Source organism: Granulibacter bethesdensis (assembly GCF_001889525.1).
In the GTDB taxonomy this organism is placed as follows: Bacteria; Pseudomonadota; Alphaproteobacteria; order Acetobacterales; family Acetobacteraceae; genus Granulibacter; species Granulibacter bethesdensis_C.
Genome location: NZ_CP018192.1, coordinates 2,361,219 through 2,379,534, shown reverse-complemented (window position 1 = coordinate 2,379,534; position 18,316 = coordinate 2,361,219). Strand labels below are relative to the sequence as shown.

Sequence of the window (18,316 nt, the reverse complement as noted above, 5' to 3'; positions counted from 1 at the left end):
GACAATGACTTCTTACTCTGGCGAGATTGTTGCAATGAAAGCGCTGGTCCTTGGGCATGTAAGCAATTTGGTCAATGAATTGCTTAACAGCATGCCTGGGGGCAGGTGGAATATTTCTTCAACAGAGGATTCTCCAGAGCTGGTCAAGAACCTTCAGGATAATGATTGTAATCTGGTTATCATTGAGGGGGCTGGGTTATCTTTGCCTCCGGATGTTGCGGTAGGTCAGGTACGACTTATAGACGAGACAATTCCCATTATTGTTCTGGGTGTGGGAGATGTTGAGGTAAGAGTAAGGTGTCTGACGGAAGGGGCCGATGAGGTCTTCCCGAAGGATGTAATCGCGAAGGAGCTTCAAGCACGCATCATGGTGCGTATGAAAGTTCCCAGCCGGTGGACTTTGCACCGAGAATTACAGGTCGGACAGGTTCTGCTGGATGTGCAGCGTCGTACAGCCAGGGTTGGACAGGAATACCTTACTCTGACGCCGCAGGAATTCTCATTGTTGCATATACTTGCGCAGAACGCGGGTGATGCCTGTTCCATTGCATTGATCATGAGACATCTGAGCCCTAATACCACGGTACGTGATCCTACTTTGGTGCGGGTCAATGTCTGCCGTTTGCGACAGAAACTGTCAGCCGTTCATTCTGGCCTGTCAATTTTTTCCGTAAGGAAGCAGGGCTATCGTTTGGTTGCAGAGCAAAAAGAAGAAGCTGCAGCCTGACGGCACCATAAAATTCAATATAAAATAAAAAATTTCTATTTTATTTTATAAACCCTAAAAGAAATTTTTATATTTTCTTTTATTTTATATTTTTTTAAAAATTTTCGCCAAATCTTGATTATGATCAGCCACCACGACTGTTGCTTAGCAGGTGGGGAGATGCCGTGTGATTTTTTGGGAGTAAGGATACATAAAAGATCCAGAAATCTGCTATCTGGCAGCACTCTGGATCATGTGGTGGGAATGGAAGTGGCCAGGTGACAAGACCGCCTTGTGCTTTCTGGAGTGACTGGCGCACTGTTATTATTGGAACAGGACGCAAAATGATCGGTGACCAGATGTCGCTGATCGCGGCTGGCTGCGCATTTTATGCCACGCTGGCATTGTTCCCGACCATGACCATGTTGATTTTTGTGTATGGTTTGCTGCTCGATCCCGCCACTATCAGGCCGCAACTTGATCATCTGCCAGAACTATTGCCCCCCGGTGCCTTTGAGCTGGTTGAAAACCGGATCGACTGGCTTGTTGCTCAACCTCGGAAGACACTGGGTTTTGGCGCGCTGTTCAGTGCGGGCTTTGCATTCTGGTCGTCCTCGACCGGTATCAAAGCTATGATGTCTGCCCTGAATATTGCGTATGAGGAAAAAGAAAATCGCTCGTTCCTGTGCGTCCAGTTGGTCGGATTGCTGATGACACTCGCGGCCCTGCTGGCGGGGGTTATTTCGTTGGCTCTTCTGGTGGCTCTGCCCGCCGTTATCTCCTTTACGGGCATGTCGGGATACCGGGAGTATCTGACCAGAACAGCGGGGATAGGTCTGTTGCTGTTGTTTCTGCTGTTCTCGATATCTCTGCTTTATCGGTATGGCCCGGGTCGGATGAAGGTAGCATGGCGCTGGATCACGGCAGGTTCGGTGATTGCGTCCCTGCTGTTTGTTATCGTTTCTTTGCTGGTGAGCCTGTATATTGCCCGTTTGGCACCTTATGACGCCACTTATGGGCCATTAAGCGCGTTCGTCGGTGTCATGATATGGTTCTGGTCTGTTATTTACGCGATTTTGCTTGGGGCGGAGTTGAATCGTGTGCTTGAGCTGCGGGGCAACGAAAAAAAAAGCTAAACAAGCCGTGTATCCAGATATTCAGCCAGACGTTTACGCTCCCGGTATGAAGGGGGAAGTAAGACCGGGGGTGCTTTCGGATGCGGGTGCAATGAGCGAGGCAATCGCGGTTGATACGGTCCTGTCAGATGGTCAGCTCCCCTCTGACAGCCGACAGAAGCAGAAAGAATCTGCTCTTCTCGACAAGTTGAATTTTTTTCTTGCGGATGTTCGGGATGGTCTGGGGCCTTACCTTGCCGTGTACCTGCTGTCGGCTTCTGGCAGGGACGGGCGCTGGGATGAATACAGTGTAGGCCTGGTGCTGACCATCAGCGGGCTTGTCGGGCTGGTTGCGCAAACCCCTGCCGGAGCACTGGTTGATCGCAGCCGGAATAAGCCTCGCCTGCTGGCTGTAGCGATCTTGCTGGTAACGCTCAGCACTTTGCTGCTGCCCTTTATGTCCGGTTTGCCGCTGGTGACGCTGACCCAATCTATGGCCGCCGTGGCGGGGGCGATTTTCGCACCTGTTATTGCGGCGATGACGCTGGGTCTGGTGGGAACGGATGGGTTTGCGCGGCGGATCGGGCGTAACGAGTCCTTCAATCATCTCGGTAATGCAGTCTCGGCGGCAATTGCCGGACTGCTGGCGTGGCATTACGGCCCGGTCGTGGTGTTCTGGCTGATGGGTCTTCTGGCTATTGCCGGGCTGGTAACGGTGCTGAGGATTGATAACCGGCATATAGACAATGATCTGGCCAACGGGGGGGAAGCCAACGGTATGGATGGGGCCGCTCTGAAGGATAAGGCGTCCCCCAGCCTCTGGCGGGTTCTGGCGGAGCATCCTGGCCTGATGATCTTTGCCGTGCTGGTGTTTCTGTTCCATCTGGCCAATGCGGCCATGCTCACCTCGGTCAGTCAGCTTCTGATGCGGGAGGTCGGAAAGGATGTGGCGACCTCCCTGGCGGCAGCCTGTATTGTTGCCGCCCAGATGGTAATGGTGCCGGTGGCGATGCTGGTGGGGCGGTTTGTTGATCGTATCGGCACGCGCCCGATTTTCCTGTTGGCATTCGGTATTCTGGCGCTGCGTGGGATGTTGTATCCGCTGTCGGGTAATCCATGGTGGCTGCTGGGGGTGCAGTTGCTGGACGGGGTAGGGGCCGGGATATTCGGGGCCTTGTTCCCGGTGGTGGTCGCCGATCTGACGAAGGGAACCGGCCGGTTCAATATCAGCCAGGGCGCTGTGGCCACGGCGCAGGGCATTGGTGCTGCCCTGAGTGCTGGTATCGCGGGCCTGATCATCGTCAAAGCCGGCTATTCCGTGGCATTTTTCTCTCTGGCTGGCGTCGCCGGGTTGGGCTTTGTCCTCTATGCTCTGTTAATGCCTGAAACCCGGACCCTGTGATGAACGGTGCTGTTTTGGCCACACTGGCGCTTTGCATTGCCGTGACCGCGGGGATCGTTGTACGACCGTTTCGCCTGCCGGAGGCGGTCTGGGCCGCGCTGGGGGCAAGTATTCTTGCTGTTACGGGCCTGCTGCCCCTGTCTGAGGTGGGGAAGGGCGTCATCAGGGGCAAGGATGTTTACGGGTTTCTGATCGGCATGATGCTGCTGTCGGAAGTGGCTCGGCGGGAAGGGGTGTTCGACTGGATCGCCGTCAACGCCGTCAATCATGCCCGTGGATCACCGGTCAGATTGTTTGCGCTGGTGTATGTGGCCGGTGTGATTGTGACGACTTTTCTCTCCAACGATGCAACAGCGGTGGTGATGACGCCTGCCGTCTATGCAGTGGCCAAGCGGGCGGGGGCCAGACCGCTGCCTCTGCTGTTCTGCTGTGTCACGGTGGCCAATGCGGCAAGCTTCGTGCTGCCGATTTCCAATCCGGCCAATCTGGTATTTTTCAATGGCGCGATGCCGTTTTTGTCGGTCTGGCTAGCCTCTTTTGGTCTGCCCGCGCTGGGGGCAGTGCTGGCAGGATATGGTGGATTATATATTATTTTCCGTCGTACGCTGACCGAGGCCGAAAGTGAAAGCAATGTCCCGCAGGAGCCTTTATCGACCGGCGGGCGGACGGCTTTATGCGCCCTGATTCTGACGGCTTTCGGGCTGGTGACGGTCTCGGCGCTTGATCTGCCACTGGGGCTGCCGACCCTGATCGCGGGATTTGCAAGCATGGGTCTGGTTTCTGCCATCACTGGCACTTCTCCATTGTCTTTCCTGAAGCATGTCTCATGGAGTGCCATTCTTCTGGTTGCCGGGCTGTTTGTGCTGGTGCAGGCTTTGAGTCATATTGGAGCCGTCGCAGCGATTGCTGATCTGCTTTGTCGTGGAGCACAGGCGAATACACCGGCGACGGCCATGATCTCAGGTGTGTTGCTGGCCCTGATCAGCAACGTCACCAACAATCTGCCCGCCGGACTGATCGCTGGTACGGCGACATTGCAGGCTCAGCCGCCACAGCTGATCTCCGATGCATTGCTGATCGGGGGCGATCTTGGGCCGAGTCTGGCGATCACCGGTTCCCTGGCCAGTCTGCTTTGGCTCAACGCAATCCGGCGTGAGGGGGAGGAAGTCACATTCGGCGCTTTTCTGCGGGTGGGGCTTGTGGTGATGCCTGCGATGCTGTCGGTGGCGCTCGGGTTGCGTCTGGCACTGGGATAGCGTTTTCGGGGGCAACAAACCCGTGCTGATGGCAGCGGGTTATGGCAGCGGGCTGGATTTGCGATCCGGGCCAGACCCTGCTTCAACAGATAAAAGCGATCGGCAAGGCGCACAGGCCGGTATCGTCAATTGAGGTCGTCCGAGGGTGGGATGAAGGGTTTGAAAGCTGCGATCATGGGGGTGATGGTGCTGCTGTGGCAGGGCGGCCCCGTCCGGGCGGAGACGACGCCGGATGCGACACCCGCACCCGCTGCCACAGCTCAGCCGGGTTCCGGGCAGGTTGATTTGCCGCCTGCTTCGTGGCCGCGTCCCGATTCCCAGCCCGAGCTGCCGAAGGCGCTGGTGTTATCTCCTTTAGAACCGATGCCCCCTGCGCCGGAGGCCATTGTCATGCCGAAAGCACCGACCCGTCATGTGCCCGCGAAAGTGGCGCAGGGCGTACTGGGGCAGGAGGTGCACGACACGGATGGCAAAAGTATTGGCCGTATGGCGGATGTGATTGTCGACGCGAAAGGCGTGCCTGTCGCAGCTCTGATTGATGTCGGCGGATTTCTGGGGGTGGGAGACCGGCGGATTGCCATTGAATGGAAGCAGCTTGCCTTTTCGCCGGACAATCCGCAGCGCAGCATCGTGCTGAAGATGACGACGGATGAGCTGAAGTCCGCCCCGGAATACAAGGATGGTGAAGGTGGTGCGGTGCTGACGCCCAGTGAAACCGTCCCGCCTGCTGCACAGAAAGATCATCCATCCGGCCAAAACGACGTGCCTCCCCCTCAGGATGGACATCCTTCTGATGGTTCCGGCCAGACATCGCCTGCGGCCCCACCGCCTACTCCGGGCGATGCAGCTGATCATCCCTGAACGATCAAGAGCAGCATCTTTTGACGGTTTTTCAGCATATCTCTGAGAACAGGGAGGTTGCCGGAGCATCCTCTCCGGCAGATCGGCGCAGCCGGATCGGCCTGGATCTGTTTGTTTTTTTCGTGGCCAATCTCCAGACCGGATTCGGGCCGTTCGTCGCCGTGTATCTGGCATCCCATCGCTGGACCCAGACTGATATCGGGCTGGCATTGAGTGTCGGTACCTTTGCCTCGATGCTCAGCCAGTTGCCGGGGGGATGGGCGGTGGATGCCATGCCGCAGAAACGGCTGGCTGCCTTCCTGCCTACCATCGCAATGACCTTTTGCGCCTTGCTGTTCGCGTTTTTTCCCGGACGCTTGCCGATCATGCTGGCCGAGGTGCTGCATGGTTTTGCCACCTGTATGCTGGTGCCTGCGATTGCGGCAATGTCGCTGGCGCTGGTGCCTGCATCGCGGATCGGTGAGCGGTTCGGGCGCAATGCCCGCTGGGGGTCGATCGGTAACGGGCTGGCAGCGGGGGCGATGGGGCTGATTGGCACCTATATTTCTAATCGCGCCGTGTTCATCCTGACGGCATTGCTGACCCTGCCTGCCTTGTTCTCCCTTTTGATGATCCGTCCTGCCCGGGACCATGAGAATGGGGCGCAGGCTGTCCAAAAGAAAAGCGGTGTGTCGTTGAGGGTGTTGTTCACGGACAGGCGGTTGCTGATTTTCGCCGCATGCTCGGCTTTGTTTCAGCTTTCCAATGCTGCCTTGTTACCGCTGGTCGGCGGTGCTGCGACGGAGCGCAGTGGCCCTGATGCCAGTCTGATCATTGCGGCCTGTATTGTGGTACCGCAGATCGTGGTGGCGCTGTTTTCCCCTTGGGTTGGACGGGCGGCGGACCGGATTGGGCGTCGGACCGTACTGCTGATCGGATTTCTGGCGTTGCCCATTCGCGCCTTGTTATTCGCCGGGATCAGCCATGACTGGTTCATCGTGCCACTCCAGATGCTGGACGGGGTGAGTGCCGCCGTGTTCGGTGTGCTGATGCCGTTGATCGTGGCGGATATCACCTATGGATCGGGGCGGTTTAATCTCAGCGTTGGAATGGTGGGGCTGGCCGGAGGGGTCGGTGCTACGATCAGCACCACAATGGCGGGAGCGGTTTCTGACCGGTTTGGCCTGTCGGCAGCCTTTCTCGTGCTATCACTGGCCGGTGCCGCCGGTGCCGCGCTGGTACGTTTCGGCATGCCGGAAACCGGAAGGGTGGCACGGAGCAATGCGCAGGCCTCTACAAAACCTGTTGTTTGAAAGCGGTCGGCAGGCATGGTTTCTGATGGAATGACATCCTCGATTGTTTCAGCCCCTCTCTGCTCCGGCCTGAGCGGAGCAGCCCGTCTGGCTGGTGTGATCGGCTGGCCGGTCCAGCACAGCCGGTCGCCGAAACTGCATGGTCACTGGCTGGCGCGCTATCGTATTGACGGAGCCTATGTACCGCTGGCCGTGCCGCCGGAGCGGTTTGAAACCGCGGTGCGGGGGTTGGTCGCCTGTGGCTTTCGCGGGGCCAATGTCACCATTCCTCACAAGCAGGCGGCGCTTGCCCTGTGTGATGAGGTGGAAGATCAGGCGCTGCTGGCCGGTGCGGTCAATACGCTGGTGTTCGAGAATGACCGTATTATCGGCAGTAATACGGACGGGGACGGGTTCATCGCCAATTTGCGTGATCACAGTATCGATCCGTCCGCCGGGCCGGTACTGCTGTTTGGTGCCGGGGGTGCGGCACGCGGCATTGCTGCGGCCCTGAGTGCATGGGTGCCAGTGACGCTCTGCGCCCGCCGTGATGAGGCGGCGGCAGAACTGGCGGCATTGCTGCCCAATGTTTCTGCCGTGCCGTGGTCCCGACGGGAAGACGTGCTGAAGGAGCATGCGCTGGTGGTGAATACCACCGCGGCGGGTATGGAGGGACATCCGGCGCTGGAGATTGATCTGTCACACGCACCGGACGGGCTGGCCGTAGCGGATATCGTTTATACGCCGCTGGAAACGCCCTTGCTGCATGCGGCCCGTTTGCGCGGATTGCCTGTAGCAGAGGGGCTGGGCATGCTGCTGCATCAGGCGAGGCCGGGGTTCCGGTCCTGGTTCGGCGTTGAGCCCGAGGTCGATGATGCGCTCCGCGCGGCGGTACTGGCCGGATAGGCCGGTGAGGAAGCCAGCTGATATGCCAACGCGCATGCCAACGCGCATGCCAACGCGCATGCCCACGGGCATGCCAACGGGCATGACGGTGATAGGACTGACCGGCGGTATGGGGGCCGGGAAATCGACTACTGCCTGTATGATGCGCCGCATGGGAATCCCGGTTTTCGATGCGGATGCTGCCGTGCATCGGCTTCAGGCAGCGGGAGGGGCCGCCCTGCCAGCGATTGCCGCCCGGTTTCCTCAAGCAGTACGGCAGGATAGTGCCACCGGTCATCCCGGATGGGTGCTGGACCGGCCCGCATTGCGGCGGATCGTTTCGGCCTCTCCAGATGCGCTTTCAGTATTGGAAGCAATCATGCATCCGCTGCTGATGAGGCAGGCACGGGACTTTCTTCATCAGGCACGGCGGCGGCGGAAACGGGACGTGGTGCTGGATGTGCCCCTGCTGTTCGAAGCCGGATGGGATCGGTTATGTGATGCGGTAATCGTGGTCACAGCGCCACCCCCTGTGCAAATTGCCCGTATCCGGGCGCGGCGGGCCATGAGTGCGGAGGAAGTCCGGGCCTTGCTGCGGCGTCAAATGCCGGATCAGGAGCGTCGCCGCCGCGCTGATCATGTCATTCGCACGGGGCTGAATCGCCATGAAACCCGTCGCCAATTGTTATCTGTCCTGAGAAAGATGAAAGCTCATGATTGAAGGAAACAGGACATGAGCCGTTCCGTTCTGTTCGATACGGAGACGACCGGATTTGATCCCCTCACCGGGGATCGCGTCCTGGAAATTGCCGCGCTGGAACTGTTCAATGATCTGCCCACCGGCAACACCTTCCACACCCTGATCGATCCGTGCCGTGACGTGCCGGAGGAAGCGACGCGGGTGCATGGTTTTACGGCAGAGATGCTGCGGGGAAAGCCTCTGTTCGCTGATATTGTGGAGGATCTGCTGGCTTTTTTCGGCCGTGATCCGTTGATTGCGCATAATGCACCGTTCGACTTCAACTTTCTGAACGCGGAATTTGCGCAGTTGGGAAAGCCGAAGCTCGATCCTGCCCGGATGATTGATACGCTGGTCATGGCAAAAGCCCGTTTTCCAGGCATGCCGAACAGTCTGGATGCGCTCTGCCGTCGCTTCAGCATCGACCTGTCCCAGCGCACCACCCATAATGCGTTGCTCGACTGCAAGCTGCTGGCGGAGGTCTACATAGAACTGACCGGAGGCCGTCAGCGCGGGCTGGGACTGACGGAGGCCGAGCGTGCGGCCGCTGTGGCGGAATATGAACATTCCGCCAGCCGTGTGCCGCGTCCGATCATGCCGGATGAGGCAACGCTGGCGGCCCATGAAGCCTTTATCGACCGGCTGAAAGACCCGGTCTGGCGGATGGAGTAACGCCGCGCGGCTCAGCCGCGTGCGTGGGCTCGCAAAGCGGTGATGGCGCTTGCATAGGCATCGCGGTTGCCCTTGAACACTGCCGATCCGGCCACGAAAGTGTCGGCCCCGGCCTCTACGCAGGCCCGGATTGTATCTGGGGTGATGCCGCCATCAACCTCCAGCCGGATCGGGCGGTTGCCGATCATGGCACGGACACGGCGGATTTTCTCGACCATGGCCGGGATGAAGCTTTGTCCCCCGAACCCGGGTTCGACCGTCATCACCAGAATCAGGTCCAGCCGGTCCAGCACGTATTCAATGGCGCTTTCCGGTGTGCCGGGGCAGATCGCAACCCCGGCCTGCTTGCCGAGCTGGCGGATATGGGCCAGCGAACGATCGACATGCGGACCGGCTTCGGCATGGATGGTGATGATGTCGGAGCCTGCCTTGGCAAAGGCTTCCAGATACGGATCCGCGGGGGTGATCATCAGATGTGTATCCAGCACGCGATCGGTCAGTGGCCGCAATGCTTGCACCACTGCTGGGCCGATCGTGATGTTCGGCACGAAATGCCCGTCCATCACATCCACATGAATCCAGTCGGCACCTGCATCGATGACATCGCTCACTTCGGCCCCGAGCCGGGCGAAATCGGCGGACAGGATCGAGGGAGCGATGATGATCTCGGAAGAAGTGGTCGTCATGGTCATGGGTCCGGCGGCTGGAAGGATAGGGAAGCGTTCTCAGGCCTTGTTATCAGAACCGGAGAGGGAAGGCGCGGAATGGGCAAACAGCCGTTCCCCAAGCACGTCCGGGGCTTCAAGGGTCTGAAGCTGGGCTGGAGTGACCTGTCCGCCAATGGCAACCAGACGGTTGGCCTGCCGCAGACGCGCGATATCCAGCGCGTTACGGATGGTGCGGCCGTTGCCGAAGAACGGTTCTGTCCGTCGTTGAGCGATGAAGCGGATCATGGCCTCCCTTCCGCTGTCGCTGAAACGGTAATTCTGGCGCATCAGCATTGCTTCGGCGATGTCCAGTAATTCTTCCTCATCGTAATCGGGGAATTCGATATGATGGGCGATACGGCTGCGGATGCCCGCCATGCTGGAATACAGATGCTGCATTTCTCTGGTGTATCCGGTCAGGATAAACACCACATCGGCCTCCGGGCGCTCCATCACCTGTAACAGGATTTCCAGTGCTTCCTGTCCGAACCCATTATCACCCCGCAGCAAGAAATGCGCCTGATCGATCAGCAAGACTCCACCTGATGCACGGGCGATGGCATCCTTGGTTCTCTGAGCGGTTTGACCAATCGTGTCTGACAGCAGATCATCCGGTGTCACGTTGACCAGACGGTCGCGGCTGGTGAAACCCAGACGATAAAGCACGCCCGCCATGCGGGCGGCGACGGTGGTTTTGCCGGTGCCGGGGTTGCCGGTAAACGCCATGTTCAGGCTTGGAGCTTCGCTCATCAACCCGTGGCGGCGACGAACGTTATCGACCAGCAGCAGCGCACAGATTTCCCGCAGGCGACTTTTCACCGGCGCCAGCCCGATCATTTCATGATCGAGCGCCTCCAGCACCTCCCTCACCCCGGCGCTTTCCAGTTCCTTTTGTAGATCGATGATCGGTTCGATATCAGACACGGATGAAATGGCGGTTGCTCCGGCTTTGAAACAGGCAGCCCTTTTCAACAGCTTTGCGGCATTGAGTGCAATCCCCTGTTGCAGGAATCGGCCTTAACGCGCCTGTCGACCCCGATCCACCAGTTGCAGGATGATCGGTGTCAGAATTAACTGCATCGCCAGTTCCAGCTTGGTGCCGGGAATGGTGATGGAATTGGCCCGCGACATGGAACTGCCTGCGATCATCGACAATAAATAGGGAAAGTCGATTCCGCGCGGGTCGCGGAACCGGATGACCACGATGGATTCATCGGCGCTTGGAATGGCGCGGGCGATGAACGGGTTGGAGGTATCGACTGTCGGAACCCGCTGAAAATTGATGTCCGTGTGCGTGAATTGCGGGCAGATATAATGCACGTAATCCGGCATGCGTCGCAGGATCGTCTCCATGACCTGGTCGGTGGAATATTTCCGGGCCGAGCGGTCACGGTGAATTTTCTGGATCCATTCCAGATTGATAACCGGCACAACACCGATCTTGAGGTCGGCGGGGGCAGCCGTATTGACGCCATCCGACACCAGCGCGCCATGAAGCCCTTCATAGAACAGCAGATCGGTGTGTTCCGGCAGTGGCTCCCATTCCGTAAATGTGCCGGGGGGCTGGCCGAACTGGGCGGCCTCATCGAAATCATGAATATAGTGGCGGGTCTGCCCTGTGCCGGTCGTACCATATTGGTGAAACAGGTTTTCAAGCTGTTTCAGCAGGTTTGCGTCCGGGCCGAAATGGCTGAAATGCGGGTTGCCCTGTCGCATGGCGCGGTCTGCCTGCCGCTTCATTTCGTCCCGGTCGTAACGGTGAAATGCATCGCCCTCAACATAGGCAGCGTGAATGCCTTCCCGACGAAAAATATGGTCGAAAATATTGCGCACGGAGGTCGTGCCAGCACCGGAGGAGCCGGTGACGGAAATGATGGGATGACGTTCAGACATATGCGATGGCAGACATGGATAACGGGTTTTAAACCTCTCCGGACAGGGACAGTCTCGGTCGCCGCAACCTTCCTGTAAATGCAGCTTCGTCACAAGCTGTTGAAAAAACATGGCCTGTGACCGTTTTCGGCCGCAGAACGGCGCAAAAGTGGCCTCATTATAAGAGGTATTTATTTCCTGTTATGGTTCCATAAAGAAATTTTCAGAAAGATTTTATGGGTAAGGATGAAAAAATCTCTTTCCAAATGCGCCGCAAGCGAAAATAATTCGATCCGTCTCCAATGCAGACGGAAAGGGAGGATAAACGATGACGACTGTGCCATCTGGTCGCCCGGGCCGTTCAAGACATGTGACGGACCGCTCGGCCGAGCGTGCCCGCGCCGCTTCAGCGGTTCCTGCGCCCACGACCAGCTCGGAGGCTTTGTCCCCCCGCGTCTGTGGGGAGGCGGCCATGAGTGGTGGTCGCTCGTGGTTCACGGTTCAGGGGCCACGCAGCCAGCTCCGCACACGGATGGAGCAGCGGATTGAGGAACTGGAACGCTGCGTCGCGGAACTGCGGCAGGAGCTGGAGGCTCTGCGTTCCTCCTGAGGAGCTTGCCGACTGTCTGGCTGGATGCTTATCCCATCGCCTGACGCATGAAAAACTGCTTCAGCGGGCGCAGGCGGTGCACCGCCGCAATCCCGAGATCACGCGCCAGTCTGACAGAACGTCGATCGGTGCTGAACAGTCGATCGAGCGCATCGGTTGCCAGCAGCATGGCAAGATTGGCGGGACGCCGCGCCGCCTGATAGGCGGTGAGCAGTCGCGTATTCCCCAGATCCTGTCCGGTGTGATGCGCCTTGATCAACAGATCGGCCAGTGTCATCGCATCCCGGAAACCAAGGTTCAGGCCCTGTCCGGCAATCGGATGAATACCGTGAGCGGCGTCGCCCACCAGCAGCAGGCGTGTATCATAGTAGCGATGTGCATGCAGCGCGCTAAGCGGATAGCTCCAGCGGCGGCCCAGCAGCCTGATCTCCCCCAGATGATCACCCAGCCGACGCTGTAATTCTTTCGTGTAACGCTCATCGTCCAATGTGGCGAGGCGTTGCGCGATCGCACCCCTCTCGGTCCAGACAATGGCCGAGATATGAGGAGAACCGGGAATACCGGTCATCGGCAATTGGGCGAAGGGGCCGCCGGGTAGAAAATGCTCCAGAGCAATGTTGTTGTGCGGATACTTGTGCGCTACGGCGCAGACCATGCCGATCTGGTCATATCCCAGCTTCGTGACCCTGATGCCCGCGTCCTGCCGCAACGGGCTTTGTCGTCCTTCCGCGGCAATCACCAGTGCACAGCGAAGCTGCACGGGCGTTTGGCCTTGCCGGTGGATATGGATGATCACACCTTCTTCCGTGCGCTGTATGTCATAGTCGGCAGGGGCAAACAGATGAATCGACGGGTCATCATGCAGCCGCTGATTCAGCGCACGGCGCAGGGCGCGCGCTTCCACCATCCAGCCGAAAGCCTGCTCGCTTGTGCTGTCCTGTCCCGTCTCCGCATGGTCGAAATGCAGATGCAGCGGTGAGGCCGGGCGTCCAACCTTGCCATCCGATACGCGGATACCGTGAATGGGGCAGGGCATATCCGGCAGAAGATCCCAAAGTCCTGCCTCAGCCAGAAAATTCCTGACCCCGGCAGCAATCGCATAGGCCCTGCCATCGAAGGCCGGATGCTCCATGGGCGGCAAGGATGCCTTATCAATGATCGCAACACGCAGCCCCGCAGCCGCCAGCCGACAGGCGAGAGTCCCACCCACCGGACCCGCCCCTACGATGCAGAGATCGGCTTCCAGCAAAGTGCCTTCAGAAGAAGGCGGGATGTCAGGCAGTGCGTGGACCATCAGATATATCGTTTCCCGTTCAAACCGGATCGTTCGTAAAACGAGCGATCAGGGTCTTGAATTGCGTACAAAATGGGCAGTCTGTTGCAGTTCTCTGATTACTATAGGTTCATCCGTCGGCAAATGCAGGGATGAAACGTCCCGGCACGGTTTTTGATTATACAGATTTCGCATGCGGTGCGTTGTGCATCACGGGGCCTGCCCGTGTTGGACGCGCCCCGCAAATTGCAATGGCGTTCCGCCAAAGGGAAGGAGAGCACCGGGATGAAGCTGATTGTGGCTGTTATCAAGCCCTTCAAGCTTGACGATGTGCGGGAAGCACTGACGCCGCTGGGCGTGCAGGGGCTGACCGTGACGGAGGTCAAGGGATTTGGCCGTCAGAAAGGCCAGACTGAAATCTATCGTGGGGCAGAATATCACGTCAGTTTTCTGCCGAAGGTAAAGATTGAGGTTGCTGTTCCGGCCAGCCTTGCCGAGCAGGTGGTCGAAGCCATCATGAAAGCGGCGAATACTGGCAAGATCGGAGATGGCAAAATCTTTGTTCTCGATATCGAACGCGCCGTTCGCATCCGCACCGGGGAACTGGATGCGGACGCGCTGTAAAGCCGTTTCGCCACATCACTGAAGGCCGGGAGCGGTCAAAAAGCGCCACATGGCGGGGATGCAAAGAATGCTGAGCCCGTGCATGCGCAGCGTATGTGTTTCATTGGGGGACACCAAAGAATGAAAGCTGATCTTCCTTGCCCGGAAAACTGCCGGGCACAGGCGCGGTTACCAAGCCGCAAGATGGGGAGCCGCAAGCTGGGGCTGGGTGCTGCCGCTGCGGCGCTGCCGCTTTTCGCGGCCATGCCCGCCTGGGCCGATACGCCGAAGATCGACAGCGGTGATACCGCGTGGATGCTGATCAGCAGTGTAATCGTGCTGATGATGACCGTTCCGGGCCTTGGCCTGTTCTATGCCGGCATGGTGCGCAAGAAGAACATTCTGGCGACGATGATGCAGGCCTTTTCCGCGGCGGCCGTGCTGTCCATCGTGTGGATGGTGGCTGGCTACAGCCTCGCTTTCGGGACGGGCAATGCCTATGTCGGCGATATGTCCCGCTTCCTGCTGAACGGCATTGCCGATCATATCGTCAAGGGCAGTGATGTTCCGATGGCGGGCATGACGATCCCCGAATCTCTTTTCATGTTCTTCCAGATGACCTTCGCGATCATCACGCCGGCGCTGATCGCCGGTGCGTTTGCTGATCGTATGAAGTTCAGCGCCTATCTGGTGTTCATCGTCCTGTGGTCACTGATCGTCTACAGCCCCGTCGCACACTGGGTCTGGGCGTCGAATGGATGGCTGGCCGGCATGGGGGCCGCTGACTTCGCCGGTGGTACAGTCGTGCATATCAATGCTGGTGTGGCCGGTCTGGTCTGTGCGCTCGTGCTCGGCAAGCGTTATGGCTATGGCCGGGACGATATGTCGCCGCATGACCTGTCCTACGCTCTGATCGGTGCCTCCCTGCTGTGGGTGGGCTGGTTCGGCTTCAATGCGGGTTCTGCCGGCAGTGCCGGTGGTCGTGCGGCGATGGCGGCTGTCGCTACCCAGCTGGGAGCGGCCGGTGCGGCGATTGGCTGGATCGTGGTGGAATGGATTGTCCGCGGCAAACCGACGGTGCTGGGTGCACTTTCCGGTGCCGTGGCCGGTCTGGTTGCTATCACCCCGGCAGCTGGTTTCGTGCTGCCTGGCCCGGCTGTGCTGATCGGCCTGATCGCTGGTGCCATCTGCTTCTGGGGTGCGACCAGCCTCAAGCACATGCTCGGTTATGATGACAGCCTTGATGCCTGGGGCGTCCATGGCATCGGCGGTATTACCGGCGCTCTGCTGACCGGTGTTTTTGCCTATGGCCCGCTTTCGGCGACCGACGCGTCTCCTACCGGTGTGGTCGGCGGCATTCCGCAGCTGATCATTCAGGCCAAGGCGGTTGGCATCACTCTGGTCTGGAGTGGCGTGATGACCTTCATCCTGCTCAAGATCATTGATGTGGTCATCGGCTTGCGCGTAACGCAGGAAGAGGAAGTCGAAGGTCTCGACGTCACGTTGCACGGCGAACGTCTGGGCTGATTTTTTTCTACCTCATTCAGCATACCAGCCTTCTGGGGGAAGCTTCGGCTTCCCCTTTTTTGTTCAGCGTTGCGATAATATTCATAGCCTTCTAAAAAATAGTATTCTAATGACCCGGAATGGACATTCCACTTGGAGAATTCTGCCGCCTGATGCATCGCGTCACCACTGCGTGGCGGCGTGAGATCACGCGGAATGTAAGCCATTTCGGACTGACCGAAGCAAGCTGGCGCCCGCTCTTTTATCTGGGCCGGGCCGGGGATGGGGTACGTCAGGTCGAACTTGCGCGCATGCTGGATATAGAAAGCCCATCTCTGGTGCGCTTGCTCGATCTGTTGGAAGGACAATCCCTGATCGAACGTTATGAAGATCCGGCAGATCGCCGATCCAAACTCCTGCGCATGACGGCGGAGGGAAGGCGCGTCCTGGATCAGGTCCTGGCCATCTGTTGCAGGACCGACCAGGCCCTGATGGCGCTGATAGAGCCAGAGCAGTTGACTGCCTGTATAAAGACCCTTTCTGATCTGGAACAGGCTTTGACAGAAGACAGGATGTGGGATGTGGCGGCCGGTCTCCCGCAAGTGACAGAGGGCTGAGACGGTCATGCCGGTAGCATCGGATACAGCCGGTCAGGATGGGTTTGACATGGGAGCCTGGCTGCCGGCGTTTCTGAGATCAGCGGCCTTTTTTTATGCGCTGAGGCTGGCCCTGAGTGGATCGCTTGCCCTGTATTGCGCCTATTTTCTACAGCTTCAGAATCCTTCTTCTGCCCTTGTCACGACGATCATTGTCGCAAGCCCGATGCGGGGAGCCATTCTTTCCAAAAGCCTGTGGCGTTTTCTGGGTACGATCCTGGGCTGTGTAGCGAGTATCATGGCGGTTGCGCTGTTTGTGCAGTCGCCTTTGCTGTATTTGTCCGCCTTTGCCATCTGGACGGGATGTTGCAGTTATATCTCCAACCTTCTGCGCTATTTTCGTGCTTATAGTGCGGCGCTGGCAGGATATACCATCGCCTTGATAGGCTTCGGCGACGTGCTGGCCCATCCGGATACGATTTTCAGTGTCGCGCTGGACCGGCTGTCCGTGGTGTCACTGGGGATTGTATGCAGTGCATTGGTGACGATGCTGCTTCAGCCGGCTACTTCTGAAAACAGGCTTCAAGCAGATTCCATGCAGTCCCTGCGGGATCTGTCGGAATTACTGACGATGGTCAGGGATGGGGCCTCTGAAGAAAATATCCTTGATACGCGTCGTCGCCTGCTGTTCCGCATTGCCTCCTACGATCAGGCGGTCGAGTTCGGGGCGGCGGAGAGCAGTGAGGTTGCCCGTCGCGCCAATGCTTTCCGGCAGCTATTCGGTCTCATGACATCCGTGACGGCAAGCAGCATGCGGATCGGGGAGAGGTTGCAGGCATTGTCGGCTGATCCGCGGACCGCACAGGCTGCAGATCGTTTGCGCCAGATATTGTCAAATCTGATTCGGCATATACCAGACAATGTTCAGGAGCTGCGACACTTGGTTGCCGCATCCTCCCACATGCATGTGGAGCTGCGGCACTTTGCCGACCACACACAGTGTCTGAAATCACTCGGACTGGTCAATCTTCTTGATGACGCTGCACGGCAGTTGCGGATGATGGCGCGGCTTGCCGATCCACGGGTACAGAAAATTCGCCGGGTCAGGCTACCGCTTTGGCGTGATCATGTGACTGCTCTGCGCAGTGGATTGCGGGCGTTTCTGGCTGCTGAATTGTTGGGATTATTCTGGATCTATACTGAATGGCCCAGCGGGGGCAGCGCAATCGTGATGACCGCGATTATTGTTGCGCTGGCAGCAACGGGTGATAATCCCTCGGGGATGATGAAAGCGTTCCTGCAAGGTACGTTGATCGCCAGTGTCCTGTCATTCGTGCTGGTCTATGGCATTCTGGTGCATATGGACGGATTTCCGCTGCTGCTGATGGCCTATATGCCCGTAGTGATAGTATGTGGCTATATGCAGGTAAGCGGACGAAATCCCGCGCTCGCAATGTCGATCATGCTGTTTTATGCCGTGCTGAGCCCGATTGCCAATCCCATTCATTATAACCTGACTGGATTTCTGAATTCTGTCTTCAGCAGCATTATCGGTGCTCTGGCGGCCAACATAGCCTTTATGATTCTGGTGCCGCCCAGTTTCGATATGTCCATTCGGCTGGCTACCCTGTCCCTATGGAAAGGCGTATCGGATGCTGCCCGTAAAAAAATGCCGGCCTCCAACCTGACATGGGAATATCCGCAATACCAGAAACTGATGCGCATTTCCGCCCGGTTACCTCCCGCAGGGCCGGAGCGGCGGCGGATAGGCCGGGGATCGGCTGCGCTGGTCCTGACAGGGCGGGAGATATTCAAGATCAGGCATGCTATCGAGCATGGCATTATTCCGGTTTCCGCCCGTCCTGCCGTGCAAAGGCTGCTGGCCGTCCTGCGTCGTCAGCCGCAGCGTGCTGCCGACTTTGCTGACCATGCATGCAGGGAGGTGGTAGCAGCCGGTGTGCATGATCCGCAGCTGCTCCGGACTGCGGCATCTCTGGACGAACTTCACTTGCTTCTGCTGGAAGGGGGCAGGCAGGTTTCTCAGTCATGATTCACGAAGTCAATATCTGGGGTGTTCTGGTGGCCCCCATTAGTGTTTACGGTGTGATGGCACTGGTGCTGTTTGCGATCCTGCGCAGTTTCTTGCGATTGACGGGGTTGTTGCAATTCATCTGGCACCCCCCGCTTTTTGAGCTGGCGGTTTATGTGTCGATCCTGTCCCTGCTTGTTCTTTACGCATAGG

The 18,316-nt window shown here is 58.2% G+C and carries 19 protein-coding genes; 15 read left to right on the top strand and 4 right to left on the bottom strand.

The annotated features are described in order from the left end of the window. Positions 1-4: 4 nt before the first annotated feature. The 9 genes from GbCGDNIH6_RS10700 (at position 5) to dnaQ (ending at position 8,907) form a co-directional block, all read left to right on the top strand. Positions 5-727, top strand: coding sequence for a response regulator transcription factor (locus GbCGDNIH6_RS10700; RefSeq protein WP_081370102.1), 723 nt, complete (start codon positions 5-7; stop codon positions 725-727). Positions 728-984: 257 nt separating this feature from the next. Further along, on the top strand, positions 985-1,842 hold the full coding sequence (locus GbCGDNIH6_RS10695) for a YihY/virulence factor BrkB family protein (RefSeq protein WP_025287453.1): 858 nt from the start codon (positions 985-987) through the stop codon (positions 1,840-1,842). 91 nt (positions 1,843-1,933) lie between these two features. Next, a complete protein-coding gene (locus GbCGDNIH6_RS10690) occupies positions 1,934-3,223 on the top strand; it encodes an MFS transporter (protein ID WP_025287452.1) in 1,290 nt (429 codons plus the stop codon). Next, complete coding sequence (locus tag GbCGDNIH6_RS10685) at positions 3,223-4,479, top strand: arsenic transporter (protein WP_072563871.1); 1,257 nt, start codon at positions 3,223-3,225, stop codon at positions 4,477-4,479. The genes GbCGDNIH6_RS10690 and GbCGDNIH6_RS10685 overlap by 1 nt, the downstream gene beginning before the upstream one ends. 159 nt (positions 4,480-4,638) lie before the next feature. Then, the gene (locus GbCGDNIH6_RS10680) at positions 4,639-5,340 is read left to right on the top strand and encodes a PRC-barrel domain-containing protein (protein WP_157692421.1); all 702 of its coding nucleotides are present in this window, start codon (positions 4,639-4,641) and stop codon (positions 5,338-5,340) included. Positions 5,341-5,360: 20 nt separating this feature from the next. After that, entirely contained in the window at positions 5,361-6,632 is a 1,272-nt protein-coding gene (locus GbCGDNIH6_RS10675) for an MFS transporter (protein ID WP_081370101.1), read from the top strand. 30 nt (positions 6,633-6,662) lie between these two features. Then, complete coding sequence (locus GbCGDNIH6_RS10670; protein WP_072564548.1) at positions 6,663-7,517, top strand: shikimate dehydrogenase; 855 nt, start codon at positions 6,663-6,665, stop codon at positions 7,515-7,517. An 82-nt stretch (positions 7,518-7,599) separates the two neighbouring features. Continuing rightward, on the top strand, positions 7,600-8,217 hold the full coding sequence (gene coaE, locus GbCGDNIH6_RS10665) for a dephospho-CoA kinase (RefSeq protein ID WP_072564547.1): 618 nt from the start codon (positions 7,600-7,602) through the stop codon (positions 8,215-8,217). Positions 8,218-8,229: 12 nt separating this feature from the next. Continuing rightward, positions 8,230-8,907 (top strand): DNA polymerase III subunit epsilon, encoded by a 678-nt coding sequence (gene dnaQ / locus GbCGDNIH6_RS10660; protein WP_072563868.1) that lies wholly within the window; start codon positions 8,230-8,232, stop codon positions 8,905-8,907. Between the two features lie 11 nt (positions 8,908-8,918). On the opposite strand, the gene rpe is transcribed toward dnaQ, so the two are convergent. The 3 genes from rpe to GbCGDNIH6_RS10645 form a co-directional block, all read right to left on the bottom strand. Beyond that, positions 8,919-9,593 carry a ribulose-phosphate 3-epimerase gene (gene rpe, locus GbCGDNIH6_RS10655; protein WP_072564546.1) on the bottom strand — a complete coding sequence of 225 codons (675 nt, stop codon included), beginning with the start codon at positions 9,591-9,593 and terminating at the stop codon, positions 8,919-8,921. Between the two features lie 39 nt (positions 9,594-9,632). Beyond that, positions 9,633-10,538, bottom strand: coding sequence for an AAA family ATPase (locus tag GbCGDNIH6_RS10650; RefSeq protein ID WP_232449810.1), 906 nt, complete (start codon positions 10,536-10,538; stop codon positions 9,633-9,635). A gap of 93 nt (positions 10,539-10,631) precedes the next feature. Further along, positions 10,632-11,507, bottom strand: a complete 876-nt coding sequence (locus tag GbCGDNIH6_RS10645) for a phosphoribulokinase (RefSeq protein WP_072564544.1) — start codon at positions 11,505-11,507, stop codon at positions 10,632-10,634. Positions 11,508-11,814: 307 nt separating this feature from the next. On the opposite strand from GbCGDNIH6_RS10645, the gene GbCGDNIH6_RS10640 reads away from it, so the two are divergent. Then, the gene (locus tag GbCGDNIH6_RS10640) at positions 11,815-12,096 is read left to right on the top strand and encodes a hypothetical protein (RefSeq protein WP_072563866.1); all 282 of its coding nucleotides are present in this window, start codon (positions 11,815-11,817) and stop codon (positions 12,094-12,096) included. Positions 12,097-12,124: 28 nt separating this feature from the next. Here GbCGDNIH6_RS10640 and GbCGDNIH6_RS10635 read toward each other — a convergent pair whose 3' ends face one another. Further along, a complete protein-coding gene (locus GbCGDNIH6_RS10635) occupies positions 12,125-13,390 on the bottom strand; it encodes a UbiH/UbiF/VisC/COQ6 family ubiquinone biosynthesis hydroxylase (protein ID WP_072563864.1) in 1,266 nt (421 codons plus the stop codon). Between the two features lie 264 nt (positions 13,391-13,654). Between GbCGDNIH6_RS10635 and GbCGDNIH6_RS10630 the strand changes: the two genes are divergently transcribed. The 5 genes from GbCGDNIH6_RS10630 (at position 13,655) to GbCGDNIH6_RS10610 (ending at position 18,315) form a co-directional block, all read left to right on the top strand. Then, the gene (locus tag GbCGDNIH6_RS10630; protein WP_025287441.1) at positions 13,655-13,993 is read left to right on the top strand and encodes a P-II family nitrogen regulator; all 339 of its coding nucleotides are present in this window, start codon (positions 13,655-13,657) and stop codon (positions 13,991-13,993) included. 183 nt (positions 13,994-14,176) lie between these two features. Then, positions 14,177-15,499, top strand: coding sequence for an ammonium transporter (locus tag GbCGDNIH6_RS10625; protein ID WP_072563862.1), 1,323 nt, complete (start codon positions 14,177-14,179; stop codon positions 15,497-15,499). A 119-nt stretch (positions 15,500-15,618) separates the two neighbouring features. Continuing rightward, entirely contained in the window at positions 15,619-16,095 is a 477-nt protein-coding gene (locus GbCGDNIH6_RS10620) for a MarR family winged helix-turn-helix transcriptional regulator (RefSeq protein ID WP_072563859.1), read from the top strand. Positions 16,096-16,102: 7 nt separating this feature from the next. Further along, entirely contained in the window at positions 16,103-18,124 is a 2,022-nt protein-coding gene (locus GbCGDNIH6_RS10615) for an FUSC family protein (protein WP_081370099.1), read from the top strand. Next, a complete protein-coding gene (locus GbCGDNIH6_RS10610) occupies positions 18,121-18,315 on the top strand; it encodes a DUF1656 domain-containing protein (protein WP_072563856.1) in 195 nt (64 codons plus the stop codon). Before GbCGDNIH6_RS10615 ends, GbCGDNIH6_RS10610 begins: the two co-directional genes overlap by 4 nt. Position 18,316 lies beyond the last annotated feature (1 nt).